The sequence below is a fragment of the Pseudarthrobacter sp. 1C304 genome, from assembly GCF_052245515.1.
Taxonomy (GTDB): Bacteria; Actinomycetota; Actinomycetes; order Actinomycetales; family Micrococcaceae; genus Arthrobacter.
Map to the genome: position 1 here is coordinate 167,296 of NZ_JBQQCH010000006.1, position 25,416 is coordinate 192,711.

General features: G+C 68.2%; 25 protein-coding genes and 1 riboswitch. Of the genes, 10 read left to right on the forward strand and 15 right to left on the reverse strand.

The window, feature by feature from the left end; all coding sequences use genetic code 11:
- Positions 1-68 precede the first annotated feature (68 nt).
- Positions 69-887 carry a M23 family metallopeptidase gene (locus ACTWQD_RS13120; RefSeq protein WP_443196565.1) on the reverse strand — a complete coding sequence of 273 codons (819 nt, stop codon included), beginning with the start codon at positions 885-887 and terminating at the stop codon, positions 69-71.
- 4 nt (positions 888-891) lie between these two features.
- Positions 892-1,105, reverse strand: a riboswitch (cyclic di-AMP (ydaO/yuaA leader).
- A 159-nt stretch (positions 1,106-1,264) separates the two neighbouring features.
- Positions 1,265-1,960: a metal-dependent transcriptional regulator gene (locus ACTWQD_RS13125; protein WP_443196566.1), complete on the reverse strand. Its 696-nt coding sequence runs from the start codon at positions 1,958-1,960 to the stop codon at positions 1,265-1,267.
- A 264-nt stretch (positions 1,961-2,224) separates the two neighbouring features.
- Here ACTWQD_RS13125 and serC point away from each other — a divergent pair, with 264 nt between their 5' ends.
- Positions 2,225-3,352, forward strand: a complete 1,128-nt coding sequence (gene serC / locus ACTWQD_RS13130; RefSeq protein WP_443196567.1) for a phosphoserine transaminase — start codon at positions 2,225-2,227, stop codon at positions 3,350-3,352.
- A 54-nt stretch (positions 3,353-3,406) separates the two neighbouring features.
- On the opposite strand, the gene ACTWQD_RS13135 is transcribed toward serC, so the two are convergent.
- Genes ACTWQD_RS13135 through ACTWQD_RS13145 form a run of 3 tightly spaced genes read right to left on the reverse strand, consistent with a single transcriptional unit; the run spans position 3,407 to position 5,748 of the window.
- A complete protein-coding gene (locus ACTWQD_RS13135) occupies positions 3,407-4,705 on the reverse strand; it encodes an MFS transporter (protein ID WP_443196613.1) in 1,299 nt (432 codons plus the stop codon).
- 44 nt (positions 4,706-4,749) lie between these two features.
- Positions 4,750-5,355, reverse strand: coding sequence for a DUF3027 domain-containing protein (locus tag ACTWQD_RS13140; protein WP_443196568.1), 606 nt, complete (start codon positions 5,353-5,355; stop codon positions 4,750-4,752).
- Between the two features lie 9 nt (positions 5,356-5,364).
- Complete coding sequence (locus ACTWQD_RS13145) at positions 5,365-5,748, reverse strand: cold-shock protein (protein WP_066436175.1); 384 nt, start codon at positions 5,746-5,748, stop codon at positions 5,365-5,367.
- 178 nt (positions 5,749-5,926) lie between these two features.
- Here ACTWQD_RS13145 and ACTWQD_RS13150 point away from each other — a divergent pair, with 178 nt between their 5' ends.
- Genes ACTWQD_RS13150 through ACTWQD_RS13160 form a run of 3 tightly spaced genes read left to right on the forward strand, consistent with a single transcriptional unit; the run spans position 5,927 to position 10,309 of the window.
- Positions 5,927-6,160, forward strand: coding sequence for a hypothetical protein (locus ACTWQD_RS13150; RefSeq protein ID WP_443196569.1), 234 nt, complete (start codon positions 5,927-5,929; stop codon positions 6,158-6,160).
- 10 nt (positions 6,161-6,170) lie between these two features.
- On the forward strand, positions 6,171-8,657 hold the full coding sequence (locus tag ACTWQD_RS13155; protein WP_443196570.1) for a helicase-associated domain-containing protein: 2,487 nt from the start codon (positions 6,171-6,173) through the stop codon (positions 8,655-8,657).
- Positions 8,654-10,309 carry a DNA repair helicase XPB gene (locus tag ACTWQD_RS13160; protein WP_443196571.1) on the forward strand — a complete coding sequence of 552 codons (1,656 nt, stop codon included), beginning with the start codon at positions 8,654-8,656 and terminating at the stop codon, positions 10,307-10,309. Before ACTWQD_RS13155 ends, ACTWQD_RS13160 begins: the two co-directional genes overlap by 4 nt.
- Positions 10,310-10,327: 18 nt before the next feature.
- On the opposite strand, the gene ACTWQD_RS13165 is transcribed toward ACTWQD_RS13160, so the two are convergent.
- Positions 10,328-11,203: an FHA domain-containing protein gene (locus tag ACTWQD_RS13165; protein ID WP_443196572.1), complete on the reverse strand. Its 876-nt coding sequence runs from the start codon at positions 11,201-11,203 to the stop codon at positions 10,328-10,330.
- A gap of 2 nt (positions 11,204-11,205) precedes the next feature.
- Positions 11,206-11,445: a hypothetical protein gene (locus ACTWQD_RS13170; protein WP_443196614.1), complete on the reverse strand. Its 240-nt coding sequence runs from the start codon at positions 11,443-11,445 to the stop codon at positions 11,206-11,208.
- A 206-nt stretch (positions 11,446-11,651) separates the two neighbouring features.
- Between ACTWQD_RS13170 and ACTWQD_RS13175 the strand changes: the two genes are divergently transcribed.
- The 3 genes from ACTWQD_RS13175 to ACTWQD_RS13185 all read left to right on the forward strand — a co-directional run bounded on the left by ACTWQD_RS13175 (position 11,652) and on the right by ACTWQD_RS13185 (position 14,347).
- On the forward strand, positions 11,652-12,362 hold the full coding sequence (locus tag ACTWQD_RS13175) for a response regulator transcription factor (protein ID WP_066436167.1): 711 nt from the start codon (positions 11,652-11,654) through the stop codon (positions 12,360-12,362).
- A gap of 5 nt (positions 12,363-12,367) precedes the next feature.
- Positions 12,368-13,939 carry a sensor histidine kinase gene (locus ACTWQD_RS13180; protein ID WP_443196615.1) on the forward strand — a complete coding sequence of 524 codons (1,572 nt, stop codon included), beginning with the start codon at positions 12,368-12,370 and terminating at the stop codon, positions 13,937-13,939.
- Between the two features lie 120 nt (positions 13,940-14,059).
- Positions 14,060-14,347, forward strand: coding sequence for a WXG100 family type VII secretion target (locus tag ACTWQD_RS13185; RefSeq protein WP_443196573.1), 288 nt, complete (start codon positions 14,060-14,062; stop codon positions 14,345-14,347).
- 26 nt (positions 14,348-14,373) lie between these two features.
- On the opposite strand, the gene ACTWQD_RS13190 is transcribed toward ACTWQD_RS13185, so the two are convergent.
- The 6 genes from ACTWQD_RS13190 to ACTWQD_RS13215 all read right to left on the reverse strand — a co-directional run bounded on the left by ACTWQD_RS13190 (position 14,374) and on the right by ACTWQD_RS13215 (position 20,225).
- On the reverse strand, positions 14,374-15,363 hold the full coding sequence (locus ACTWQD_RS13190; protein WP_443196574.1) for an RNase H family protein: 990 nt from the start codon (positions 15,361-15,363) through the stop codon (positions 14,374-14,376).
- 140 nt (positions 15,364-15,503) lie between these two features.
- Complete coding sequence (gene groL / locus ACTWQD_RS13195) at positions 15,504-17,141, reverse strand: chaperonin GroEL (protein ID WP_066433719.1); 1,638 nt, start codon at positions 17,139-17,141, stop codon at positions 15,504-15,506.
- 320 nt (positions 17,142-17,461) lie between these two features.
- The gene (locus ACTWQD_RS13200; protein ID WP_443196575.1) at positions 17,462-18,808 is read right to left on the reverse strand and encodes an ABC transporter substrate-binding protein; all 1,347 of its coding nucleotides are present in this window, start codon (positions 18,806-18,808) and stop codon (positions 17,462-17,464) included.
- Entirely contained in the window at positions 18,808-19,011 is a 204-nt protein-coding gene (locus ACTWQD_RS13205; RefSeq protein ID WP_066436162.1) for a cold-shock protein, read from the reverse strand. Before ACTWQD_RS13205 ends, ACTWQD_RS13200 begins: the two co-directional genes overlap by 1 nt.
- A 173-nt stretch (positions 19,012-19,184) precedes the next feature.
- A complete protein-coding gene (locus tag ACTWQD_RS13210) occupies positions 19,185-19,826 on the reverse strand; it encodes a LytR C-terminal domain-containing protein (protein WP_443196576.1) in 642 nt (213 codons plus the stop codon).
- Between the two features lie 81 nt (positions 19,827-19,907).
- Positions 19,908-20,225, reverse strand: a complete 318-nt coding sequence (locus ACTWQD_RS13215; RefSeq protein WP_443196577.1) for a DUF3263 domain-containing protein — start codon at positions 20,223-20,225, stop codon at positions 19,908-19,910.
- 136 nt (positions 20,226-20,361) lie between these two features.
- Here ACTWQD_RS13215 and ACTWQD_RS13220 point away from each other — a divergent pair, with 136 nt between their 5' ends.
- Entirely contained in the window at positions 20,362-21,147 is a 786-nt protein-coding gene (locus ACTWQD_RS13220) for a uracil-DNA glycosylase (protein WP_443196578.1), read from the forward strand.
- Between the two features lie 84 nt (positions 21,148-21,231).
- On the forward strand, positions 21,232-22,071 hold the full coding sequence (locus ACTWQD_RS13225; RefSeq protein ID WP_443196579.1) for a siderophore-interacting protein: 840 nt from the start codon (positions 21,232-21,234) through the stop codon (positions 22,069-22,071).
- Between the two features lie 27 nt (positions 22,072-22,098).
- Here ACTWQD_RS13225 and ACTWQD_RS13230 read toward each other — a convergent pair whose 3' ends face one another.
- Positions 22,099-23,595, reverse strand: a complete 1,497-nt coding sequence (locus ACTWQD_RS13230) for a threonine/serine ThrE exporter family protein (protein ID WP_443196580.1) — start codon at positions 23,593-23,595, stop codon at positions 22,099-22,101.
- A 30-nt stretch (positions 23,596-23,625) separates the two neighbouring features.
- Positions 23,626-24,699: a lipid II:glycine glycyltransferase FemX gene (locus tag ACTWQD_RS13235; RefSeq protein ID WP_443196581.1), complete on the reverse strand. Its 1,074-nt coding sequence runs from the start codon at positions 24,697-24,699 to the stop codon at positions 23,626-23,628.
- Positions 24,700-24,851: 152 nt separating this feature from the next.
- On the opposite strand from ACTWQD_RS13235, the gene ACTWQD_RS13240 reads away from it, so the two are divergent.
- Positions 24,852-25,406, forward strand: a complete 555-nt coding sequence (locus ACTWQD_RS13240; RefSeq protein ID WP_443196582.1) for a TspO/MBR family protein — start codon at positions 24,852-24,854, stop codon at positions 25,404-25,406.
- Positions 25,407-25,416: the final 10 nt, after the last annotated feature.

Here is a 25,416-nt window from a genome sequence, read left to right on the forward strand (position 1 = left end):
GTTGGGGCTCAATGTCACATTCAGATCACGGCGTGTCACAGAAGTGCGAGAGCGTCCGATCAGCTTTGTTAGAGCCAGCCGGTCGGGTCAACGACTTCGCCGTTGACCATGACTTCGAAGTGGAGGTGGCAGCCGGTGGAGGCGCCGGTGGTGCCGCTCATCGCCACAACCTCGCCGCGGGAGACCTGCTGGCCCACCTTGACGGCGTCGGAAGACAAGTGGTTGTAGGTGGTCTCGAGGCCGTTGCCGTGGTCAATCACTACACGGTTGCCGCCGCCGTAGGGGTGCCATCCGGTAAAGGTCACGGTGCCGCTGGCAGCCGCAACTACGGGGGTACCGCACTGGGCGGAGTAGTCCTGGCCGCGGTGGAACTCGCCGGAACCGCCGGTGATGGGGCTGACCCGGTAGCCGAAGGGCGATGCAGTCTTCAGCTGGGCCAGGGGCGCACCCAGGCTGCCGGCGGAGGCCGCCCGGGAGATCGAATCCACGGACTGCGCGCTCAGGAGCTGCTTGAGCTTTCCGTCCGGATCACCCTGGGTGGTTACGGCTGTGCGGTTGAAGTCAATTTTTGCCTCGCCGGCCGTGACGTCGGGCTGGACTGCGGCCGAAACGGACCCGGCAGATCCGGCGTCCGTGGCCATCACGGGTCCCGTGGCGGGGACGGTCACGGTGAGGACCAGTCCCGTGGCGGCGAGGGCGATGCCGGCCTTCTGCCCGACGCCGCTCGCGGCGGCGAAGTCAGTTACCTGGCGGAACGGGCTGCGGCGGCCCCTGCGCTCATCACGGTGCGCGTCACGTGGACGGTCCGCCATAATGGCGACGACCGGGCGCGGCTCCGGAGCGGGACCGGTCGCACGACGGCGGCCCCTGACGGTCTGGGTGGTCAATAACGGTTCCTCTCTGGAGAGCCTGCGAGGTTAGCTGTCGGATTCGGGTCAGAGAGATCAAAGACCCGGTCCGCCGTGGCAAGCGCCAAGGCACAGAGGGATCCATGAGAATTCCTCATATGGTGTGAGCTTGCCGCTGACGGACTTCACCCCAAGGCTGCAAAAACAGCCGGAAGTGGTTCCCCCGCCCCTGCCAGAAAGTGACGCTGCTACTGATCCGCTGGCAGAGCTCGGCTTCGGATCAGATAACGCTTTGGTATCGGTACTAGTGTTCAACTATAGGCGATTAAGCCGTCCAGAGATAAATCCGTTACCGGACCTGTGGAGAACTCATAGGTCGTCCGACGAGCTTCAGGGGGGCAGCCGGTGAGGCGCCGTTAACCGACGGTGACGAAGACGTGGGCCGCGACCTCGGGCGGGAGTTCGAGGGCGCCTTCGATGTCCGGCACCCGGACGGAGATGTATTCCCCCACGCGCTCCAGCGAAACCGAGGCGCCCGGGCGGATGCCGCCCTCGTCGAGCTGGACCAGCAGTTCCGGCTCCACCTGGATGGGCTCGGCGAGCCGGCTGACGGTGATCCGGGAGCCGGGGCCGTAACCGGCCATGGCGTCGAGCAGGCTCACGACGCCGTCGGCAAAGGGCTGGGCGGGCTGGCCGGTCAGTTCCGCGAGGCCGGGGATCGGGTTGCCATAGGGCGAGACGGTGGGGTGGTCCAGCAGTTCGAAGATCCGCCGCTCCACCCGTTCACTCATGACGTGTTCCCAGCGGCAGGCTTCCTCATGCACGTATGCCCAGTCCAGCCCGATCACGTCGGCGAGGAGCCGCTCCGCGAGCCGGTGCTTGCGCATGACTTCAATGGCGCGTTTCCGTCCGGTTTCCGTCAGTTCAAGGTGCCGGTCACCGGAAACAACCACCAGGCCGTCGCGCTCCATGCGTCCGATGGTCTGGGAAACTGTGGGGCCGGAGTGGCGCAGCCGTTCGGCGATGCGGGCGCGGAGGGCAACGATGTTCTCTTCTTCAAGTTCCAGGATGGTCCGCAGATACATCTCGGTTGTATCGATCAGATCCGTCATTCAGCTCAGCTCCTCGAGCGCCGTCCTTGCGTGTTCCCACCGTACCGCGTGCTGCGCGCGCCCTGGCGGGGGCCGCCGTACGTTCGCAGGCCAGCTTAGCCTATTTTGAATTACTCCGGATAATCTCAGTGACCGGACTGTGACGGGTCTTTTTGCCCGCCCCGCCGGACAGTCAGGCAGAATGAAATGCGGGTCCGCGGCAGCCACCCTGTCGGGCCGCTTTCCGAGCCGCACTTTGTACCAGATAAAAAAATTGGAGCCACTGTGAGCGACACCAGCATCACGATTCCCGCAAACCTCCTGCCCAAGGATGGCCGGTTCGGCGCCGGGCCGTCCAAGGTCCGCCCGGAACAGCTGGCAGCCCTCGCCGCGGCGTCGGGGCTGCTGGGAACGTCCCACCGCCAGGCGCCCGTCAAGAACCTCGTGGGCTCGGTCCGGAACGGTCTCAGCCAGTTCTTCCGCGCCCCGGAAGATTATGAGGTCATCCTGGGCGTCGGCGGGTCGACGGCGTTCTGGGACATCGCAAGTTTCGGCCTCGTCGAGAACAAGGCGCAGCACCTGTCCTTTGGCGAGTTTGGCTCGAAGTTCGCCGCCGCCACCAACAAGGCTCCGTTCCTGGCGGATTCCTCCATCATCACGTCCGAGCCCGGCACCCGCCCTGTTGCCCGGGCCGAGGCCGGGGTCGACGTTTACGCCTGGCCGCAGAACGAGACGTCGACGGGCGTGGCAGCACCGGTCCAGCGTGTGGCCGGCGCCGATTCCGGCTCGCTGGTCCTGGTCGACGCCACCTCAGCCGCCGGCGGCCTGGACGTTGACGTCGCTGAAGCGGACGTCTACTACTTCGCGCCGCAGAAGAACTTTGCCTCCGACGGCGGCCTGTGGCTTGGCCTGTTCTCCCCCGCGGCCCTGGAGCGTGCGGCCCGGATCAAGGCCGGCGGACGCTGGATCCCGGACTTCCTGGACCTGCAGACTGCAATCGACAACTCGCGGCTCAACCAGACGTACAACACCCCGGCCCTGGCCACCCTGGTCACCCTTGACGCGCAGGTGCAGTGGCTCAACGCAAACGGCGGCCTGGACTTCGCCTCGGCCCGGACCGCCGATTCGGCCGGCCGGATCTACCGGTGGGCCGAGGCCTCGGAGTACGCCACCCCGTTCGTGGCGAAGACCGAGGACCGTTCCAACGTCATCGCCACCATCGATTTCGACGATTCCATCGACGCCGCGGCGATCGCCAAGGTGCTCCGCGCCAACGGCATCGTTGACACCGAGCCGTACCGCAAGCTGGGGCGCAACCAGCTCCGTATCGCCACGTTCGTGGCGATCGAGCCGGACGATGTCTCCGCCCTGCTGGAATGCATCGACTTCGTTGTGGGCGAACTCCAGAAATAGCGGAAGCGCCAGCGCGCGGCCTTGCCGCACGGGCGTCTGACGGCGCCGTCCGGGTCAGTCCCGGGCGGCGCCGTCCGCATTGGAAGCGTCCGCACCGGCGGACACCACGCGGAAGTGCCGCAGGCCGCGGGCCCGCCGGTCGAACCGGATCCGCAGCTGCCGGGCCCGGACGATCCACACCAGGCCGATCAGGGCAGCGATCAGGCCGGAAGCCGCGGCGACGCTCATGGCCCATCGGGGACCGGCCACGTTCGCCACCCAGCCCACCAGCGGCGCCCCGATCGGGGTCCCGCCCATAAAGATCGCCATGTACAGCGCCATCACCCGGCCGCGCATCACAGGGTCGGTGGTGGTCTGGACGTAGCCGTTGGCGCTGGTCATCATCGTGATGGCGAAGAGCCCCACGGGGATCAGTGCCACGCCGAACCAGAAGTAGCTGGGGGCCAGCGCGGCGAGGCCGGAGGCCACCCCAAAGGCTCCGGCCGCGCCGAAGATGATCCGCAGCCTGGGCTTTTTACGCCCGGCTGACAGCAGGGCGCCGGCAACGGAACCAATGGCCATAATGGAATTCATCAGCCCGAAGGCGCCGGCGTCGAGGCCGAACTCGGTGCCCACCATGGCCGCGATGAACAGCACGAAGTTCAGGCCCAGGGTACCCACCACGAAAACCGCCACCAGCACAACCACGATGTCCGGCCGGAACCGGACGTAGCGCAGGCCCTCCCGGATCCTGCCCTTGCCGGGGGCGGCTTTGGGCAGCTGGCGCAGCGAGGCGGCGGGAATCCGCCACAGGCTCAGCAGCAGCGCCACGAAGGTCAGCGTGTTGATCAGGAAGACCCAGCCCGGGCCGACGGCTACGGTCAGGACGCCCGCCACGGCGGGGCCGATCATCCGGGCCACGTTGAAGGAGGCACTGTTGAGGGCTACCGCGTTGGGCAGGTAGTCGTCGCGGACCAGCTCCGAGACAAAGGTCTGCCGCACGGGCGCGTCGAGGGCGGAGATCACCCCCAGCAGCAGGGCGAAGCCGTAGACGTGCCACAGCTGGGCGGCCCCGGACAGCACCAAGAGGCCCAGGGCCGCACTCAGCAGGGCCATCCCGGACTGAGTGAGGACCAGGAGCCGTTTGCGGTGGAACCGGTCGGCAACCAGCCCGGCCACAGGGGCGAGGAATAGCTGGGGCCCGAGCTGCAGCGCCATGGTGACGCCCATGGCGCCGGCATCATGGTTGGTCAGATGGTCAAAGACCAGCCAGTCCTGGGCAGTGCGCTGCATCCAGGTCCCGATGTTGGAGATGAGCGCCCCGATAAACCAGATCCGGTAGTTCAGGATGTGCAGGGACTTGAAGGTGGACATCATGTCCAGCCCTCACAGCGGCGCGCCCCGGTTGGTTCCAACCGTCAGTCAGCCTGCGCTATGGGAAGCTCGTCGTCTTCGTCATGGACGTACGGCGCGTCGTTGGTGCCAAAGCTGTCGTCTGCAGGCACGCCGTCGGGCACGTCCGCGCCGGACGCGGCCTCGTCGCCAGCGGCAGCAGCATCCTCCGGGGGCGCTGCGGCTGCGGCGGGCTCCTCTTCGCCCTGTTCATCTTCGGGGCGCACCCGTTCGGCCCACGGCACCCATTCCGGCGCCAGGATCGAATCCGCGGAGGGCAGCAGGCCCAGTTCGTTGACCGTGACCGCTTTCGACCGCGAGTTGCGGGTCAGCACGGCGTACCACTGCCAGCCGCCGTATCCGGGTAGCCGGGATTCAAAGAGGTGGGTGACCAGGCGGTCGCCTTCGCTCTTGGCCGCAAGATGGGCGCCGATCTGGTCGGCGGGGGCAATGTCCTCGATGGCAGCCCGGGCGGCGTCGACGGCGGCGGCCAGGAAGGCGTCGGGTTTGCCGGTCCGCCAGACGGGTACGCCGGCGCGCGGTTTGGAACCCGCTTTGGCTGCGGCTTTTTTGTCCCCGGCCCCGCGGTCCCCGGCGGGAGCTGGAGCGGTCTGGTCGTTGTCCGGAGTCATCGCCAGGCCTTATGCGTCCAGCTCGTCGGCAACCTTACGCAGGGCGGCGGCGATCGCCTTGCCTTTGTTGCCTTCCGGGTACTTGCCCGCGGACAGCGTTCCGGACAGGTTGTCCAGCACGGTGACAAGATCCTGTACCAGCGGGGCGAGGTCCTTCGCGCTGGGCCGCTTGGCCTTGGCGATGGACGGGGTCTTGTCGAGCACGCGCAGGCCCAGGGCCTGGGCGCCCTTGCGGCCGTCCGCCACCCCGAACTCCACGCGGGTACCGGCCTTGAGCTCGGTTACCCCCTCGGGCAGCGCGGACTTCGGCAGGAAAACTTCCTGGCCGTCCTCGCCCGCGAGGAATCCGAAGCCCTTGTCCTTGTCATACCACTTGACCTTGCCGGTAGGCACGTAATCAACCCTCTTCGTTCTGCTGGTGACACGGCCGGCGGTCACCGCATCCGCACTGATGTGCGGGTTCAGGGTATGACTGCCCGGACCGTGTTGGTCTGTTCCTTCAAGGTTATCCTGCCCGGTCCACTTTGGCCGTTTGGGGCGCGGGGCAAGCCGGACTGTTAGCGTTAGCTTCATGACTCCCCTGCGATTCAGACGGCCGCTGTTGATCGTTGCGGCCGCCGCCGCCGTCCTGTCGCTCGCGGCCGTCGGCGTTGTGATGGTGATGGCCTTCAACCAGGCAGTGTCACCGGTGTGGATCACCTCCACGGCCCTCTACGGGCTCCCCTTGGCGTTCCTGCTGATGCTGGTGCTCGTGATCGACGGCGTCGCGGCCCGCCGCCGGACCCGGGGCCCGGGCGAAGGGTAACGGTGCACCGATGTCCCTGATCCGCGCGCTCAGCAAGGAACTGCAGGCACGCAGCGATGATTCGTTGCGTGCCCTGTTCGCCGCGCGGCCGGACCTCATCTCCCCCGGCGTCCCGGACTTCGCCGCCCTCGCCGCCCGGGCCAGCGGCCGCGTCAGCGTGCAGCGGGCGCTGGAGCGGCTCAACCGCCCGCAAATGCAGGTCCTCGAAACCCTGCACCTGTGCACCAACACGGACACCGGGCACAGCGCCTCCGCCCCGATGCTGAAAAAGCTCATCAACGGCTCCACCCTGGCCTCGATCGACAAGATGCTGCATTCGCTGCAGGAACTGGCCCTGGTCCACCGGGCGGAAGCACCGCACGGGGCGCCGGCCGGTCCAAAACTGCGGTACTACCTGCCGGTCGGCAGCCTCAAGGATGTGATTGGGATCTATCCGGCCGGGCTGGGGCGCAGCTACACCGAACTGGTGCGCCTCCAGCCGCCCTTCGCGCAGCGGGTGGTGCAGCTGGTGACTGAGCTGCACCTGAGCGGCGCGGCGATCTCCCCGGCCACCACACCCATGGAGGCGGCGCTGTCGCTGCAGCACTGGACGGCCACACCGGAGTCGCTCCGGCGGATCCTGGACTCCGCCCCCGAACGCACCACGGCACTGCTGGCACGCTTCGGAAACTGGGCCATGGGCGCCGTGCCCCAGGCGCAGCGGCGCGCCTCCGTGCTCCACGAGGCCGCCGACGTCGGGCCGGTGGACTGGCTCCTCGCCCGCGGGCTGCTGGTCCCGCTGGATGCGGCCCACGTGGAGCTGCCGCACAGCGTCGGCGTGTCGCTGCGCGGCGGCTTCGTCATCGAAAAGTATGCGCTGACTCCCCCGGTGCCGCGGCTGGGGTCCACCTCGGCCGCGCTGCGCCGCAATGCCGCCCTCGGCGCCATCGCGGAGACCCTGCGGCTGGTGGGGGAACTGCTGTACCTTGTCCGCGAGCAGCCGCTGGTGACGCTGCGCAGCGGCGGCGTGGGCGTGCGGGAGCTGAAGCGGCTGGCGGACGGGCTGCGGCTGGAGATGCACGACGCCGGGGTGCTGGCGGAGCTGTGCGCCCTGGCTGGCCTGATCCGGCTGGACGTGGACAGTTCCGCCTGGGTCCAGCCGCCGCAGCTCGAGTGGCTGACGCTTCCCCGGCAGGAGCAGTGGCTGTGGCTCGTCAACGCCTGGCTGGCCAGCGAACGGGCGCCCTCGCTGGTGGGGCAGCCCGTCAACGGGCAGGCAGCCACCCCGGCCCTCCACCGCGGCACCGCCGGCAGCTCCATCAACGCGCTGTCGGCCGAAGCGCAGCGCCCGGATGCCCCGGTGGTCCGGAAGCGGATCCTGGAAATCCTGGCCGAGCTGACCCGGGAGGCCGGTGCGGCGGACGGCCAGGCCCCGGTCCTGGATGCCGCCGCGGTCCTGGAGCGCGCGGAGTGGTCCCAGCCCCGGATGGCGCGGCGGTTCAGCTCGCTGATCAGCGGGGTCCTGGCCGAGGCCGAGATGCTGGGCCTGATCGGGTCCGGCGCCCTCAGCCAGATCGGCGCAGCGATCGCCGCCGAACAACCCGACGAGGCGCTGGGGATCCTGGGCGAGCACCTTCCGGCCGCCCTGAACCATGTGCTCCTGCAGGCGGACCTCACTGCGGTGGCGCCCGGCTACCTCGCGCCGGACCTGACCGAGAAGCTCCTCACCATGGCAGACGCCGAAGGCCAGGGCCCGGCCACCATCTACCGTTTCTCCGTCTCCTCGGTCCGGCGCGCGCTCGACGCGGGCCAGGACGCCCAGTCGATGCTGGATTTCCTGGGCGCGCACTCGGCGACTGCGATCCCGCAGCCGCTGGCCTACCTGATAGAGGACACCGCCGCCCGCCACGCGCGGCTGCGGGTGGGCTCCGCCGCGAGCTTCATCCAGAGCGACGACGAGACAGCTCTCCTGGAACTGCTCAGCAATCCGGGCGCTGCGGCCCTCGGCTTGGTCCGGATCGCCCCGACAGTGCTGGTCTCCCGTTCCGCGCCGCGCGAAACGGCGCACGTCCTCCGCAGCCTGGGGCTGTCCCCGGCCGTGGAAGAAACGGATGCCGCCGGTATCCGCCTGCGCCGCACCACCGCCCTGCCGGGCAGTGTCCGGCCGGTCTACAGCGCGCCGCGCACCGCGCCTCCGGACGCCGACGTCGACGCCCAGCTGGCCGTGCTCCGCAGCCAGAGCCCCCCGGCGGGCGCCGCCGGGCATCCCGCTTCGGCGCCCGGCAGCGAGGAAGCGACCCAGCTGGGCCTGGAAACCCTGCAGAAGGCGATCCGGCTCAAACAGCGCGTCGTCATGAACGTGGTCGACAGCCTGGGGAATTCCGTGCGCGAAACGGTTGTTCCGGTAGCTGTGAGCGGTGGACGGGTCAGGGTTTTCGATCCCGAGAAGGAAACCGAACGCGTCCTGTCCATCCACCGGATTATTGACGTCGAAGCCGCAGAGGAACTGCTCCAGTGAACGATGGACCGCTGATCGTCCAGAGTGACAAAACCATCCTGCTCGAAGTGGACCACGAACTGGCCACGGAAGCGCGCCATGCCATCGCCGCGTTCGCCGAACTCGAACGCGCCCCCGAGCACGTGCACAGCTACCGGCTCACTCCGCTGGGACTCTGGAACGCCCGCGCTGCAGGCCTGGACGCCGAAAAGGTGCTGGACACGCTGCTGAAATACTCCCGTTTTCCCGTGCCGCATTCCCTGCTGATCGACGTCGAAGAGACCATGTCCCGGTACGGGCGGCTGCGGCTCGAGAAGGATCCCCAGCACGGCCTGGTGATGCGCACCTCCGATTACCCGGTGCTGGAAGAAGTCAGCCGGGCCAAGAAGATCGCCCCGTTGCTGGGCCCCCGGATCGACGGCGAGACCGTGGTGGTGCACTCCTCCCAGCGGGGGCAGCTGAAACAGCTGCTGCTCAAGATCGGCTGGCCGGCCGAGGACCTGGCCGGCTACGTGGACGGCACACCGCACCCCATCATGCTCGACGAGTCCGGCTGGAAGCTCCGCCCCTACCAGCAGCTGGCGACGGAGAACTTCTGGGCCGGCGGCAGCGGCGTCGTCGTGCTCCCCTGCGGGGCCGGCAAAACCCTGGTGGGCGCGGCCGCCATGGCCACCAGCTCCACCACAACGCTGATCCTGGTGACCAACACCGTGTCCGCCCGGCAGTGGAAGGACGAGCTGCTCAAGCGTACGTCCCTCACGGAGGAGGAGATCGGCGAATACTCCGGCTCCGTCAAAGAAGTCCGGCCCGTCACCATCGCCACGTACCAGGTGCTCACCACCAAGCGCGGCGGACTCTACCCGCACCTGGAACTCGTGGACGGCAACGACTGGGGGCTCATCATCTACGACGAGGTCCATCTCCTGCCCGCCCCGATCTTCCGGATGACCGCCGACCTGCAGGCCCGCCGGCGGCTGGGCCTCACCGCCACGCTGGTCCGCGAAGACGGACGCGAGGGCGAAGTCTTCAGCCTGATCGGGCCCAAGCGCTACGACGCGCCGTGGAAGGACATCGAGTCGCAGGGCTACATCGCGCCGGCCGACTGCGTGGAGGTCCGGATCGACCTGCCCCGCGACGAACGCGTGGCGTATGCAATGGCCGAGGACGCGGACAAGTACCGGCTGTGCGCCACGTCCGAATCCAAGACGCTGGTGGTGGAACAGCTTGTGGCCGAGCATGCCGGCGAGCAGCTGCTGGTGATCGGCCAGTACATCGACCAGCTGGACGAGATCGGCGAGCGCCTGAAGGCGCCGGTCATCAAGGGCGACACCTCAGTAAAGGAACGCCAGAAGCTCTTTGACGCCTTCCGCGCCGGCGACGTGCAGACCCTGGTGGTGTCCAAAGTCGCCAACTTCTCCATCGACCTTCCCGAGGCGTCCGTTGCAATCCAGGTCTCCGGCTCGTTCGGCTCCCGGCAGGAGGAGGCCCAGCGGCTGGGCCGGCTGCTGCGGCCCAAGAAGGACGGCCGCGCCGCGCGCTTCTACTCGCTGGTGGCCAGGGACACCCTGGACCAGGACTTCGCGGCCAAGCGCCAGCGCTTCCTGGCGGAACAGGGCTACGCCTACCGGATCATGGACGCCAAGGACGTGGGGACCGGCCAGCCTACGGACTGAGCCGCCGGCCCCCGCGGCCTAACGGATATACCTTGAGCTGTCCGTTTCCAGGGCCCCCGTCCGCGGATCGCGCTGCGGCCGCTGATAGGCGAACTCGCCGCCGCTCCGGCCGCCGAAGGGACGTCCGTGGTCGGCAAACTCTTCCCGGAAGAACGCCAGGCACCACTGGCCCATCTGGAGCCGGGAACCCGTGCGCAGGACCGAAGACGATCCGGGACCGAAGCTGCCGGTGACTTTGCCGTGCCGTACCAGGACGTACTCGTCGCGGTCGTTGTGGACGATCTCCGCGTGCACCCCGTCGAGGCCCGGCAGCCGCAGGTCCACGGACTCATCACTGCCGATGCTCACCCGCTCCGCCGTGAGGCTGAACTCGCGCGGGACCTGGCCGTTCCACGTCGTCGAGTCCTGGACGAATATCAACCGCGGCCGGCCGCCGCCCCGTGTGTAGTGGGTGGTGGTGATGCGTCGGGGAATACGGCGCTTGACGGTCGGCAGCAACGGCAGGAGCGTCCCCGGCGGCAGCAGGCTGAAGGTGCGCGCCGGGGCACGGCGGCCGCGCTTCAGCATGGGTGCCAGGACGCCCAGCTTTCCCAGCTTGATGTGGGGTGAGCGGGTAATGATCCGTTGGGAGGCCGGCACGTCGACGGCGCCGAAGCTGATGATCCTGCCGTCAGGCCCGTCCACCGCAACACTGAGCCCCTGGTCGGCCAGCGTCTTGGCCAGGGGCCGGAGATCCCCCAGGGACGGCAGCCGCTGGGACTGCAGGGCGTCAATGCGGTCCAGCGAGACAACCACCTCGGTACCGGAGGCCTTCACCGATCCGCTGGCCTCCTCGCCGGAGGGCTCCTGGAGGGAGAAGTCCAGGTTGATGTCGGCCCTGAACCGCGGCGGCATGGTCAGGCCCTGTTCTCGTCGGAACCGACGGCGTCCTTGTCGCTGGTGGTCACGCGGAGGCTGCCGTTCAGCTTCCAGGTGGCGCGCGGTGCGTCCGGGCCGATGTCCCGGGGAACCTCGATCGTCATGTCGATGAAGTTGTAATTGATCGCGGCGCCTTTGCCGGTGAGGTAGGACCACATTTCCTCGGCGAGGTCCGCCCAGTCGCGGATGCTCCGGTCGGCGGCGCCGGAACTGTCCATTGCGTTGCTCTCAGTCGTCACTTTGTGTCCTCTTCATTGGGTCCAGAGGGCTGAGTCAGCCCGGCTAAGCGATGTCGATAGGGCCACTCTAATGTGGCCGCCGTCACAGGGGAATGGGTCGCCCGGATCCGGAGTCCGCGCGGGACCAATGCAACACACATCTGCCATTCAGAAAACTCCCAGAGTCTGGGAGCATCATGGGAACCATGAAGAAGAACGGACCCGAAGCCAAGCTGCTCGTCGTCGATGATGAACCGAACATCCGCGAGCTGCTGTCCACGTCCCTGCGCTTCGCCGGTTTCGACGTCGTCTCCGCGTCGAACGGGCGCGAGGCCCTGGCTGCGGCCGATCTCCATGCCCCGGACCTGGCCGTCCTCGACGTAATGCTGCCGGACATGGACGGCTTCACCGTCACGCGCAGGCTGCGCGCGGCCGGCAAGCACTTCCCCGTTCTTTTCCTGACGGCCAAGGATGACACCGAGGACAAGGTCATGGGGCTGACTGTCGGCGGCGACGACTACGTCACCAAGCCGTTCAGCCTCGATGAGGTCGTGGCGCGCATCCGCGCCGTGCTGCGCCGCACGCAGCCGCTGCAGGACGACGACGCCGTCCTCCGCGTTGATGACCTGGAGCTCGACGACGACGCCCACGAGGTGCGCCGCGGCGGCACGGTGATCGAGCTCTCCCCCACCGAGTTCAAGCTGCTGCGCTACCTGATGCTGAACCCGAACCGGGTACTGTCCAAGGCCCAGATCCTGGACCACGTGTGGGAATACGACTTCAACGGGGACGCCTCGATCGTGGAGTCCTACATCTCCTACCTGCGCCGCAAGGTGGATATTGACCCGGACGCCCCGGCCCTGATCCAGACGAAACGCGGCGTCGGCTACGTGCTGCGGACGGCCGAGAAGCGCTGACCTTGCTGCTGCACCGGTGGAAGTCGGCGTCGCTGAGGTCCCAGCTCGTCGCTATCATGACCGCACTGATGCTGGTGGCCCTCACCGTCACTGGCGCCGGGACTCTCACCCTGCTGCACAGCTACCTGCAGGGGCAGGTCGACGACAAACTTCGGGCCGCCGTCGCATCGGTGCGCCAGCAGCAGTCCTTCAGCCAGCTGCAGGACCAGAACCAAAGCATTCCCACGGACTATTCGCTGATGCTCTTCCCGCCCGGTCAGCAGGCGGTGCCGTTCGGCGGCAACAAGGAACTCCACCCGGATATCACCAGCTTCACCGCCGCCGAGGCCGCGAAACGCGAGCAGCACCCATTCCAGGTCCGCGGCACCGACGGACGCAACTGGCGGGTGGTGGCAATCAACGTCGTGGACAGCAACCAGCGGAGCTGGGTGGTGGTGATCGGCCTGCCGCTGTGGCCTGTCGACTCCGTGATGGAACACGCGGTCCTGGTGGTGGTCGGCGTCGGGCTGCTGACGCTGGTGACGGCCTTCTTCATCGCCACCTGGAGCATCTCCCGGTCCTTCCGGCCGCTGGGCCGTGTTGAAAAGACCGCCGCGGCGATTGCCGCCGGGGATCTGTCCCGGCGTGTGGAGATCGAGAACCCGAACACGGAAGTGGGCCGCTTGGGCAGCTCGCTCAACGCGATGCTTGCCCACATCGAAACCGCCTTCGCCGCCCGCATGGCCTCCGAGGAACGGATGCGGCGCTTCGCCGCCGACGCCTCGCACGAACTGCGCACCCCGCTCGTGACCATCCGCGGCTTCTCCGAGCTGTACCGGCACGGTGCGCTGTCCACCCCGGAGGACGTGGCCACTGCCATGGGGCGGATCGAAAGCGAGGCCAAGCGGATGGGGACCATGGTGGAGGACCTGCTGCTGCTGGCCAGAATCGACGAACAGCGGCCCCTTCAGCAAAAGCCCGCGGACCTGCTGCTCATTGCCAACGATGCCGTGGTTGACACCCAGGCGAGCGACCGCGGCCGGGTCATCTCGCTGACAGGGCTCGACGGCGGCGCCCCCGGGCCGGCGCCGGTCCTGGGCGACGAGGCAAAGCTGCGCCAGGTGGTGGGGAACCTTGTGGGCAACGCCCTGCGCTACACGCCTGCGGGCACACCCATCGAACTGGCCGTGGGTGTCCGGACCGGCGGGGACGGCACCCGGCAATCCGTCATCGAGGTCCGTGACCACGGCCCCGGCGTCCCGGAGGACGAGGCGGCGCGGATCTTCGAGCGCTTCTACCGAGCGGACACCTCCCGCACCCGCGAGACCGGCGGCAGCGGGCTGGGGCTGGCAATTGTCGCGGCCATTGTCGGCTCGCATTCGGGTTCCGTCCGGGTGGAGCAGACCGACGGCGGCGGCGCCACCCTGGTGGTCAGCCTGCCCTTCCTGGACGAGGTGCCGGATGAGGCGGCCGACGAGGACTGGACCAAGGATTCTGACGGCGTCCCGGGCGAGGTTTCCGGCACTGTTCCGGGCAGGGTTCCGGACGGTGCCGCGTCCGGCGCGGACACCCGCTCCGGTGAGGCCCCCGGGGCGTAGGTCCGCCGGAGCCGCCGTGTTTTCCACATGCGCGCACCGGCCGCTGCCCGCCGCTCCGCGCGCTGCCTACGATCGCAGTGTCCGGAGATTCCGGACCAGGCACAGTCGGAAGGTCATCCCATGAGCATCATTTCCGTCGATACGGAACTCCTCCAGCTCAAGTCAGCAAGCGTCAGGGCCACGGTCGACCGGGTCAGCGCGGACGTGCAGGCCATGAAGCGCGGCCTCGACGAGCTGCAGGCCACCTGGCGCGGCTCGGCCGCCACCAACTTCCAGGCCCTCATCTCCGAGTGGACGCTCACCCAGGGAAAGGTCGAGGCGTCCCTCGCCTCGATCAACCAGGCCCTGGACTCGGCGGCTGCCAGTTACGCGCAGGCCGAGCTGGCGAACACCCAACGCTTCAGCTGACCCGCCCCGGGCACGGGAGCGCGTCCTCAGGCCTCGGGGGTCCCCTGGTGGAAGCGGAGCCGCCACTGGGCGCCGTCGTGGACCCACAGGGAGCTGCGGAGTGCAGTCCCGGACCGGGCGGTGGTGCGGTAGGTCAGGAGGACGGTCTGCTCCCCCAGCCGGTCCGCGCCCAGGATTTCCAGCTCGGCCGGGCCGTCCGGGTTCTCCTCCAGCGACATCATTACGGCATCCCGCGTCCAGATCCGGCCCGAACTGCCGATTTCGGTGAAGTCCGGGTGCAGCAGCACACCCGTGCGTCCGATGTCGGCGCGCGTCTCAGGCCTCAGGAGTTCACGTTCGAGGGCTTCTACGATGGCTTCGGGGCTCGCGTCCGTGCCGGGGGCCGGGGTCGGATCCTCGTCGAGCTCGCTGAAGAGGTCCGGTTCATCGAAGAGCGTCGGCTCGCCAAGGAGCTCCTGCCGGCCCGGAGGCGCTGCCTGTGGTGCTGCCTGAGACGCGGTCTGTGATGCGGTCTGTGATGCATGTGATGCTGCGGGCGCTTCGTCGGCTGCCGCCCCGAAGCCCGGGCCCTGGCGGACAGCCACACCCTGCTGGTAGGCCGTCGCAGCGGCCCGCGCGCGGTCATCGGCCGCCTCGTTGAGGTCATGCCCGGCGTGGCCGCGCACCCACTCGAATTTGTACTTGCGGCCGGCCAGCGCCTGGTCGATTTCCTTGAGCAGCTCAACGTTCATCACGGGCTTGCCGTCGGACTTGCGCCACCCCTTGCGCTTCCATCCGGGCATCCATTTGGTGACGGAGTTGATGACGTACTGGCTGTCACAGAGGATGTGCAGGTCCTCGCCGGGCAGGTGCGCGGTGGCGCGGAACAGGTCCAGCACGGCCATGAGCTCACCCATGTTGTTGGTGCCGTGGGGCCATCCCCCGGCCCGCCAGCAGTCGTCGTTTACGTACCAGGCCCATCCGGCCGGGCCGGGATTTCCTAAAGCCGAACCGTCGGCTGCTGCTGTAATCGTCACTGCACTATCCTGCCAGACCTCGGACCCGCCCGGTGCTCCCCGACGGCTTAACGCCGGCGGCGGCCCCACCCGAAGGTGGGACCGCCGCCGTTTGATGCTCAGCGTTCGGGGCCGGTTGATCCAGCCCCGGGACGGGGTGGTTAGAAACCGCCCATGCCGCCCATGCCGCCCATGTCGTCGCCGCCGCCCATCGGGGCACCGGCCTTCTCGGGCTTGTCGGCCACAACAGCCTCGGTGGTGAGGAACAGGCCGGCGATGGAAGCCGCGTTCTGCAGGGCAGAGCGGGTCACCTTGACCGGGTCGTTGATGCCGGCAGCCAGCAGGTCGACGTACTCGCCGGTTGCTGCGTTCAGGCCGTGGCCTGCGGGCAGGCCGCGGACCTTGTCGACCACAACGCCCGGCTCGAGGCCGGCGTTGAAGGCGATCTGCTTCAGCGGGGCGTCGATGGCAACGCGGACAATGTTCGCGCCCGTTGCCTCGTCGCCGTCGAGCTGCAGGTTGGCGAATGCCTTGGCGCCCGCCTGGATCAGGGCAACGCCACCGCCGGCGACGATGCCCTCTTCCACAGCAGCCTTGGCGTTGCGGACAGCGTCCTCAATGCGGTGCTTGCGTTCCTTGAGCTCAACTTCGGTTGCAGCGCCGGCCTTGATGACTGCCACGCCGCCGGCCAGCTTGGCCAGGCGCTCCTGCAGCTTCTCGCGGTCGTAGTCCGAATCGGAGTTCTCGATCTCGGCGCGGATCTGGGACACGCGGCCGGCGATCTGGTCGGCGTCGCCTGCACCCTCGACGATGGTGGTCTCGTCCTTGGTGACAACCACCTTGCGGGCGCGGCCCAGGAGTTCGAGGCCGGCGGTCTCAAGCTTGAGGCCGACTTCCTCGGAGATGACCTGGCCACCGGTGAGGATGGCGATGTCGGCCAGCTGCGCCTTGCGGCGGTCGCCGAAGCCCGGAGCCTTGACGGCGACGGACTTGAAGGTGCCGCGGATCTTGTTGACGATCAGGGTGGCCAGGGCCTCGCCCTCGATGTCCTCGGCGATGATCAGCAGCGGCTTGGAGGACTGCATGACCTTTTCGAGGACTGCAACCAGTTCCTTGACGTTGGAGATCTTGGAGTTGACGATCAGGATGTACGGATCCTCGAGGACCGTTTCCTGGCGCTCGGCGTCGGTGACGAAGTAAGCGGAGATGTAGCCCTTGTCGAAGCGCATGCCTTCGGTGAGCTCCAGCTCGAGGCCGAAGGTGTTCGACTCCTCGACGGTGATGACGCCTTCCTTGCCGACCTTGTCCAGGGCTTCGGCAATCAGGGCGCCAATTTCGTTGTCGCCGGCGGAGATGGACGCCGTGGCGGCAATCTCTTCCTTGGTTTCGATTTCCTTGGCGGTGGCCAGGAGCTCGCGGGTGACGGCTTCAACAGCCTTTTCGATGCCGCGCTTGAGGGACAGGGGATCCGCGCCGGCCGCGACGTTGCGCAGGCCTTCCTTGACCAGTGCCTGGGCCAGAACGGTGGCGGTGGTGGTGCCGTCGCCAGCGACGTCGTCCGTCTTCTTGGCAACTTCCTTGACCAGCTCGGCGCCGATCTTCTCGTAAGGATCGTCCAGCTCGATCTCCTTGGCGATGGAAACACCATCGTTGGTGATCGTGGGGGCGCCCCACTTCTTTTCGAGGACGACGTTGCGTCCACGCGGGCCGAGGGTGACCTTGACGGCGTCGGCGAGGATGTTCAGGCCCCGCTCAAGACCGCGGCGTGCCTCTTCATCAAATGCAATGATCTTGGCCATAACGGCAGTAGTCCTTTCGGGACAGTCGTTAAGAATGAACCTTGGCTTTGGTGCCCGCGACGGACGATCCCTGCCCCGCGGCCTCTGTATGCCGCACGGCCCGGGATCTCACCCCAGCCAGGTGTTTCTTTCGCTCCCGGCATCGGCTGCTGCAGCGCCGCCGCCGGTGGGACCGGGGCGCCGTTTTAGCAGTCAATACGCGGGAGTGCTAACTCAATAATTAGCACTCCCCCGGGGAGAGTGCAAGCAGTCGCCATGCCGGCGGGGCACCCTCCCGCGTGCTGGCGGCGCCTCGCGGAGCCCCGCTACGCTACGGGCGATTAAGTCCCGGCGCTGGTGGAGGTCTCGGAGCCGGTCCTGACGGCCGTATTGTCCGGCCCGAAGGTATAGAGGACATAGTTGGCGGCGGTGACGTCGCCATTGGCATCGAAGCGGATGGCGCCGGATTCCCCGTCGTAGTCGGGGCGGTTGCCCGCCCGCACCGCGTCCAGGCACTCCTGGTAGTTCTTGCAGACCACGGCCTCGCCAGAGGGCGCCCGGCCGCCGGACGCCTGGACGTTACCTCCGGACACCGAGATCAGGCTGCCCGCGATGGAGGTACCGGCGTCGTCCTGCGCGGCGGCGGCCGCGACCGCGGCGAGGTTGACGGCGTCGTAGGTCTCCGCCGCGAAGGTCATGTCCTTCAGCTCCGGGTCCACGGAAACCAGTTCACCTTGGAAGTGCGCCGAGGCGAAGTTCCCCGGCAGGATCCCCCGGGTGCCGTCAAGGGCGCCGGAACCGAGACCCGGCCCGTATTGGGTGACGGCACCGTCGCTGAGGACCAGCTTCTTTCCGGCGACGCCGGCGTTGTTCAGCTCCGCAATGGCACCCTGGGCACCCGCGCGGGCGACCAGCACCACGGCGCCGGGACCGGCAGCTTTCGCGGCCTCCGCCGCCTGCTGCGCCTGTCCCGGGGCGAACCCGGCCACGGCGACAGGCCCCAGGCCGGCCTCCTTGGCCGCGGCGGCGACGGCGGCGGACACGTCCTTGCCGTAGGTGCCTTCCTCGAACACCACCGCAAGGGAGGCTGCTCCGCCGTCCTTGGCGAGCTTGACGAGCACCGGGGCCTGCGCGACGTCGGCCGCCGAGGTGCGGAAGTAGTAGCCGCCGCTGTCATACGTGCTGAGCCCGCCGGCAGTGTTCGCGGGGGAAATCATGGCGATTTTGGCGCTGGAGAGAACATCGATGGCGCGGGGTGCCCGGCTGGAGTCCGTCGGGCCGATGACGACGTCGGCCTTGGCTGCGGCGAGGGCGCTGGCCTGGCTTTCGGTGTCGCCGCTCACGGTTGCCGGGAGCAACTCCACCGGTTTGCCCTTGTGCCCGCCGGCGGCGTTGATTTCCTTGACGGCGAGCTTCGCGGCGGCAAGCTGGGGGGCGTTGAGGAAGGCCTGGGGGCCGGTGTTGTCCAGGAGCAGCCCGATCCGCAGGGTGCCGTCGCCGCTTGCGTCGGATTGCCCCACCCGGGCGCCGCCCGACGGCCCCAGGCACGCGGTCAGGGTGAGGGCGGCCGTGGCCGCCACCGCCAGGGCCCTGCCGCGCCGGGCGGGCGCACCCCGGCGGCGGGCGGCGCTGGCAGTGGCAGTGGCAGGCGAGGTGTCCGGCGAGGCGTGGTTGGCGGCGAAGGTCACTAGGCGGGCCGGACGCTCTCGGCCTGGGGACCCTTGAGGCCTTCGCCGATTTCGAGTTCGACGCGCTGGCCCTCGTCAAGGGCGCGGTAGCCTTCACCGGCGATTGCTGACCAGTGCACAAAAACGTCGGCCCCGGAATCGTCCACCGTGATGAAGCCGTAGCCCTTCTCGGCGTTAAACCATTTGACGGTTCCCAATGCCATGCTGTCCACACTTTCGGTTGGCTTGCGGGCGGCCCACCTCACTGTGCGCCGCGGACTGCGGGCCGTGGAAGGCACCATGCAGTTCGCAAATACTGTACCCACAGCCGCCTGCCGGTGCGCAGGGCACGGGCGGGCGGGGCCGCGAATAGTTATTCACGCGTAACCGAAACGGGCTACTGGAAGCCGGGCCCCAGCACAACGACGAGCGGCAGCTGGAACTCGGCCGAGTCCACCACGGTCTGGATGCCGAGGAGTTCGCCGAGGGCCTCGGCGTTCGCCGCCTGCGCGGCGCCCTTGTAGAAAATGACCGAGCGCTGCTGCGGCACCCCGCCCCAGTTGCCGAGGGTTCCGAGTTTCCAGCCTGCGCTGGAGACCGTTCCGCCCACGCGGCTCGCCAGTCCGCCGGTGGTGGTGCCGTTGAAGATGGCCACCGGCTGGGTCTTGTCGACGGCGGCAGCTTCGGCCGTCGGGGCAGGCGGGGCCGACGTTGTGGCGGACGGAGACGCGGTGGCCGCCGGAGCGGAGGGCACCGGGGCGGAGGGTGCCGGGGTGGACGCGGCGGGCTCCGGGGAGGCGGCAGCGCTGCTGCCGCCCTGCTCCGCGGAGACGGCGGCCACGGTGTTTCCGGCGCTCGAGAGTCCGAGCTTCGGCAGGAACAGGAAAGCCACCAGTCCTACTGCCAGGGCTGCGGCGCCGACGGCGAGGATGGGAGCCAGACGACGGCCGCGGCGGGACTCGGCGACGGCCCGGTGGACACCCTGGCGCGTGGAGGTCTCCGGGACCCGATCAAATTCATCCCGAGCATATTTGGTCATGGTAAAAGCGACGTCCTTGCTGATTTCCGACGAATAGCCCACGCCGGCCGGTCCGCGGGAATCCGCGCATCCGGCTGTGCCTTACGCGTCTGAACCCAATCGGCGGGCAGTGCGGGCACGTTGGCGTGACGTACGTAGTCTACGCAATCTCTTCACCAACATCGGATCGTGGGCCAGCGCATCCTCGGTATCGATGAGGGCGTTGAGGATCTGGTAGTAGTGCGTGGCGGAGAGATCGAAGAGCTCCCGGATGGCCTGTTCCTTCGCGCCGGCGTACTTCCACCACTGCCGTTCCAGCGCGAGCATCTGCTGATCCCGGCTGCTCAGCGGCGACTGGGGGCTGGTCCCGGCGGCGTCCTGTTCCGCCGTCGGAAGGTGCTCCTGCGCTTGCTCGGCCATGACACACTCCCTGCTGGTTGCCGTCCTGATGGTTCCAGCGCTGAGGAGAAGGCGCGGCTGGTTCCGGTGAAAAGTCTCTCCCCATGCTACGGGCGAATAACAGGGTTGTCATTTGCCGTCCTGCGACAATGGCCCTGTGCCAATCTCCGATTCCCGCGACCTCGATGCCCTGTTCGACCTGGACGACCCCTCGGACGGGGATGCCGGATTCGCCGGCCTGGCCCGCCTCCCGTTGGAGGAGCTGGTGGCCCCCGGCTGGGCGGAGGCGCTGGCGCCGGTCGAGGGGAAGCTCCGTGAGGTCCTGGCCTTCCTGGGCCGGGAAGTTGCCGCCGGGCACCCGGTCCTGCCGGCGCCGTCGAACGTCCTGCGGGCATTCCGGCAGCCGCTGGCGGACGTCCGGGTGCTGATTGTGGGCCAGGACCCGTATCCGACCCCGGGCCACGCCGTGGGGCTGTCGTTCGCCGTGGACGGCGCCACCCGCCCCATCCCGCGCAGCCTCGCCAACATCTACAAGGAACTCGACGCCGACCTGGGGCTGCCGCCGCGGGTTCACGGCGACCTCAGCCGCTGGGCGGAGCAGGGGGTGCTCCTGCTCAACAGGGTCCTGAGTGTCCGCGCCGGGGACGCCGGTTCGCACCGGAACAAGGGGTGGGAGGCCGTCACGGCTGCGGCGATCAGTGCCGTGGCGGACCGCACCACCACCGGCGGGGGCCGCGCCCCGCTCGTGGCAATCCTCTGGGGCAAGGATGCGGAGGGCGTCCGGCCGCTGCTCGGTTCGACGCCGGTGATCGGCAGCGCCCACCCCAGCCCGCTGTCCGCGTCGCGGGGGTTCTTCGGCTCCCGGCCGTTCAGCCGTGCCAACGCGCTGCTCCGGGAGCAGGGGGACGGCACGGTGGATTGGGAGCTGCCGCCGCTTCCCTGACCCTCTGCCCCGGGGGCAGGAGCGGCCGGCCGTCCGGGCGCCACAGCCGGGCCTGGCCCAGGCATCTTGGTTACGCTTAGCACCATGACTTCAGTGCCCGCCGCCACCTCGGCCAACCGGAAATCCCGCCCGCAGACCAACCTCACCGTCCTGCGGCGCGAGCAGCTGTCGCCGCACATGGTGCGGATTGTTGCCGGCGGTCCGGGCTTCGCCGGCTACGTGAACAACGCCTTTGTGGACCGGTACGTCAAGATCGTGTTCCCGCAGCCCGGGATTGCCTACCCCGAACCGCTGGACCTCTGGGAAGTGCGGGACACCATACCGCGCGCCCAGTGGCCGCACACCCGCACCTACACCGTGCGCTGGGTCGATGAGGCCGCCGGGGAGCTTGCCATCGACTTCGTGATCCACGGCGATGAGGGCCTGGCGGGTCCGTGGGCCGCGGCCGCCCGGCCGGGAGATCCCCTGATTTTCACGGGCCCGGGCGGCGGCTACAACCCGGATCCGGATGCGGACTGGTATTTGTTCGCCGGCGACGAGTCTGCGCTGCCCGCCATTGGCGCCTCCATCGAAGCGCTGCCGGCGGATGCCCGGGGACTGGCCTTCCTGGAGGTGGACAGCGACGCCGACATCCAGGCGATTGCCGCGCCCGCCGGTGTGGAGCTGCACTGGCTGCTGCGCGGCGGAGTTCCGGCCGGCGCCAGCGACCTGCTGGTCACCGCGGTGCGCGACGCCGCCTGGCCGGCCGGGCGGGTGCAGGTCTTCGCGCATGGAGAGCGCGGCTACATGAAGAGCCTGCGCGACGTGCTGTACGTGCAGCACGGGCTGGAACGATCCCAGGTCTCGCTGTCCGGGTACTGGGCGAAGGGCCGCGTGGAGGACGACTTCCAGGCCGAGAAGAAGCTGCCCATCGGGAAGATCTGAAGCCGGAAGATCTGACACCGGGCAGGTCTAGCGGCGTCGCGCCCGCCGTCGTTCGTTGCTGGCCTGTCCCCGGGTCAGGGGCCGGGCCAGGGTGTCACCGAGCACAATGCCGGCCGCAACACCCATCACGATGGCGCCAGCGTTGAGCATGCCCCCCGCGCCCAGCAGGATCTCGGATTCCTCGATCGTCAACACATACATCGATCGGAATATGGTGAGTCCGGGCAGCAGGATCAGCGCAGCCGGGACGGCCACCACCAGCTGCGGGGCGCCCATCCGGAGCGCCACCACCCGGGCCAGCAGGCCGATGACCACCGCTGCCAGTGCCGGGGCAAACCGCGGGCCGACGCCCAGTGCGCTTCCCCCGATCAGGACCAGGTAGCCCACCACGCCCACGGCGGCGGTCGGCAGCAGCAGCGTCCAGCTGGTCTGCTCGGTGATGCCGATCATGAGCACCGCAATGGCAATCAGGATGACCACCACCCAGAGGTCATACGCCGGCGGGAATGTTTCGGTGACGTCGATCTGTTCCATCCCGGTCATGTCCCCCACCACAAAGCCCACGGCGATTCCGGCCACCAGGGCGCCGAAGGTCAGCATGGTGGAAAGGAACCGCCCGGCCGCCGTGACCGGGAAGCCGTTGATGGCGTCCTGGACCGACGACACGAGGCGCCCGGTCGGCAGGAGCAGCAGGATGCCGCCCACCACCACAATGGCCGGGGCTATCTGGATTCCCACCAGGGGCCCGAACCGCCACAGCAACAGGGCGATAAAGGTGACCAGGAAGGAACACGCGGCCGTGACGAAGAAGTCCGGGGTGCGCCAGCGGCCCAGCTGCCGGGCCAGCAGGCTGACCAGGAGGTTGGACACAAACGCGATCGCGGAGGCGCCCGGTCCGCCGCCCAGGACGCCGACGAAAGCGGCGGAGAAGATGCCGAACGCGACGGTGACCATCCAGCGCGGGAACGGTTTGGCGCTGCGGGTGATTTCCTCCAGCCGGCGCACGGCCTCGTCGCGGCCAACCCCGCCGGCCACGATCTCCGTGACGAGCTGGTGCACCTGAGAAAGCCCGGCGTAGTTGTTGGTCCACGACCGCACGACGCGCAGCAGCGAGATGGGTGGCTGGTCTTTGGGGGCGTAGTTGATGGCCACCGACTGGTTGGTGATGTCCACTTCGATGTGTTTGAGGCCCAGTGCCGCCGTAACGGCGATGATGCTGGTTTCGACTTCGAGCGCGCCCGCCCCGTACCGGAACATCGACTCGGCCAGGTGCAGGGCGAAGTCGATGGTCTTGCGGGCCGACGTGTCCACCCCGCCCACCTGGATCATCGGGTTGGCATAGGGGCTGCCGGCGAGGCGGTCCACGATGCTCATCGGGGCGGTGGGCGGGTTCTCCCCCTGGACCAGGCGGCGCAGCATCCGCTTGGCCGCAGCGTTCTGCCGCACCTGCGTTGGCGACATCGGCTCGGTCTTCGGCAGTGCGTCGGTGGGTGGCCTGCGGCGGCCGTCGGGTTCCTTCGTCATTCCGGCGTCCTCAGTTTCCGTGGCGCCGGTTTAGTAGAACTGCTGGCCCGTGCGGCGGGTGTAAAGCTGGCGCGCAATGCGCTCCCCCGCGGCCATCCAGGCCTTGTACTTGAGCGGGCTCAGCACCTGGTCGTAGCAGCCGACAAAATCGGTCACGGTCTTGCTGAAGCTGGTCTTGAACAGGCCCAGGCCGTGGAACGGGTTGGAGGTGTCCTTGAGCTGGTCGCTGGGCGGTGTGCCGCAGAAGTCGTATTCGGTGCAACCAAGTTCTTTGAGCTGGTTGATCGCCGTCCACTGCACCAGGTGGGAGTCGCCGTACTGGGCGCGCTTCTGCAGCGAGCCGCCGTCCTTGTAAGTGCCCTTGCGGCCGTAGTTGATCACGAAGGCGCCCACCGAGGGGACGCCGTTCTCGTACACGAACAGCAGCCGCCCCTGGCCCCGGTCGATGAAGTTGGTCCAGAACTGGCGGTAGTAGCCGTATTCGCGGACGCGGACCTGGGACTTGGCCTCCACCGTGTTGGTCATCAGCGCGTACATGGCGCGGAAGTTCTCCTCCGTGGGCTCCACGTTGTGCACCTCGACCCATTCGCGGATGGCGCGGCGGACGGCGTTGCGGCCGCGGGAATGCAGGTTGCGCAGCAGCTGGTTCTCTTCCGGGGAGATGTCCAGGAGCGCGGTCGAGTCGTTGGGCTGCAGGTTGTGGGTCTTGACCAGCCCGGCGCCTTCGATCACGGTCCGGGCCTCCTCGGAGAGCACGATGTCCGGCTCGATCTTGATGGCGAAGACCCCGAGCCGGGCGCGCTTGACGAACTCGGCGTTGGCCGCGGCGATGCCCGGAATGTCCTCGACGGCGGCAACGTCCGGGCCCTTGATGAGGTACCAGAGCTTGCCCAGGAGCGGAAAGGACTTTTCCAGGACCAGGTTGTAGCTGGTGTAGTCCGCGGTCTCGTAGACCAGGTGCAGGGTTTTCCAGCCGAAGTGCTGCTTGACCTGGGCAAAGGCTTCCGACTGCAAAAGGTTGCCGCCGTTGGGGTTCGCGGTGACATGGGCATCCCAATTGGCGATCTCTTCGGCAGAGGCAAAACGGGCGGTGAATTCACGCAAGGGTGCGGCATCCAATCATTGCGGTACGAGCTTCGGCGGCATGCGGACATGCAGATTCAAGTCTATCCGCCGGTACCTGCGGCCCACGTCCGCGGCGCAGGTACCGGCGCCCCCTGTGGTCCGCCGCGCAGCAGAACGGCTACGCTGGAAGCATGCCTCAGGATCAGCAACCACCAGCCGCCGGGTCCGCACTCCAGGGCGAAAAAGCCGGAAAGCCCGCCTGGGGCGCCCAGGTGCTGGCACTGCTCGTTTTCCTCGCGGCTTCCGCCCTCGTTGCAGGGCTCGGCGGGCTGGCCAGCGCCGCCAACGTCGACGGCTGGTACGTCACCGCGGACAAGGCCCCGTGGTCGCCGCCGAACTGGCTGTTCGGTCCGGTCTGGACCTTCCTCTACATCGCCATGGCCGTGGCCGCCTGGCTGGTCTGGCGCAAGCGGGCCGAGGGAACCCGGCGGGCCCTCACCGTATACGCCGTCCAGCTGGTGCTGAACCTGCTGTGGACGCCGGTTTTCTTCGGGCTGTATCCGACGCTCGGAACGCCCGCCCTGTGGATCGCCTTCGGCATCATCGCAGCCCTGGCCGTGGCCGTGGCTGTCACGGTGATGCGGTTCGGGCCCATCAGCCGGACGGCCGGGCTGCTGATGCTGCCCTACCTGACCTGGGTTGTCTTCGCCTCGTCGCTGAACCTCTGGGCCGCACTGAATAACTGACCGCTGAACA

Bases quoted from the DNA above. Each gene is read 5' to 3' on its own strand.
- ACTWQD_RS13125 (WP_443196566.1), bottom strand. From the start codon at position 1,960: ATGACGGATCTGATCGATACAACCGAGATGTATCTGCGGACCATCCTG.
- ACTWQD_RS13135 (WP_443196613.1), bottom strand. From the start codon at position 4,705: ATGTCCACCTTCAAGTCCCTGCACATCCTGAACTACCGGATCTGGTTT.
- ACTWQD_RS13140 (WP_443196568.1), bottom strand. From the start codon at position 5,355: ATGACTCCGGACAACGACCAGACCGCTCCAGCTCCCGCCGGGGACCGC.
- ACTWQD_RS13150 (WP_443196569.1), top strand. From the start codon at position 5,927: ATGACTCCCCTGCGATTCAGACGGCCGCTGTTGATCGTTGCGGCCGCC.
- ACTWQD_RS13155 (WP_443196570.1), top strand. From the start codon at position 6,171: ATGTCCCTGATCCGCGCGCTCAGCAAGGAACTGCAGGCACGCAGCGAT.
- ACTWQD_RS13165 (WP_443196572.1), bottom strand. From the start codon at position 11,203: ATGCCGCCGCGGTTCAGGGCCGACATCAACCTGGACTTCTCCCTCCAG.
- ACTWQD_RS13170 (WP_443196614.1), bottom strand. From the start codon at position 11,445: ATGGACAGTTCCGGCGCCGCCGACCGGAGCATCCGCGACTGGGCGGAC.
- ACTWQD_RS13175 (WP_066436167.1), top strand. From the start codon at position 11,652: ATGAAGAAGAACGGACCCGAAGCCAAGCTGCTCGTCGTCGATGATGAA.
- ACTWQD_RS13185 (WP_443196573.1), top strand. From the start codon at position 14,060: ATGAGCATCATTTCCGTCGATACGGAACTCCTCCAGCTCAAGTCAGCA.
- groL (WP_066433719.1), bottom strand. From the start codon at position 17,141: ATGGCCAAGATCATTGCATTTGATGAAGAGGCACGCCGCGGTCTTGAG.
- ACTWQD_RS13205 (WP_066436162.1), bottom strand. From the start codon at position 19,011: ATGGCATTGGGAACCGTCAAATGGTTTAACGCCGAGAAGGGCTACGGC.
- ACTWQD_RS13210 (WP_443196576.1), bottom strand. From the start codon at position 19,826: ATGACCAAATATGCTCGGGATGAATTTGATCGGGTCCCGGAGACCTCC.
- ACTWQD_RS13215 (WP_443196577.1), bottom strand. From the start codon at position 20,225: ATGGCCGAGCAAGCGCAGGAGCACCTTCCGACGGCGGAACAGGACGCC.
- ACTWQD_RS13225 (WP_443196579.1), top strand. From the start codon at position 21,232: ATGACTTCAGTGCCCGCCGCCACCTCGGCCAACCGGAAATCCCGCCCG.
- ACTWQD_RS13230 (WP_443196580.1), bottom strand. From the start codon at position 23,595: ATGACGAAGGAACCCGACGGCCGCCGCAGGCCACCCACCGACGCACTG.
- ACTWQD_RS13240 (WP_443196582.1), top strand. From the start codon at position 24,852: ATGCCTCAGGATCAGCAACCACCAGCCGCCGGGTCCGCACTCCAGGGC.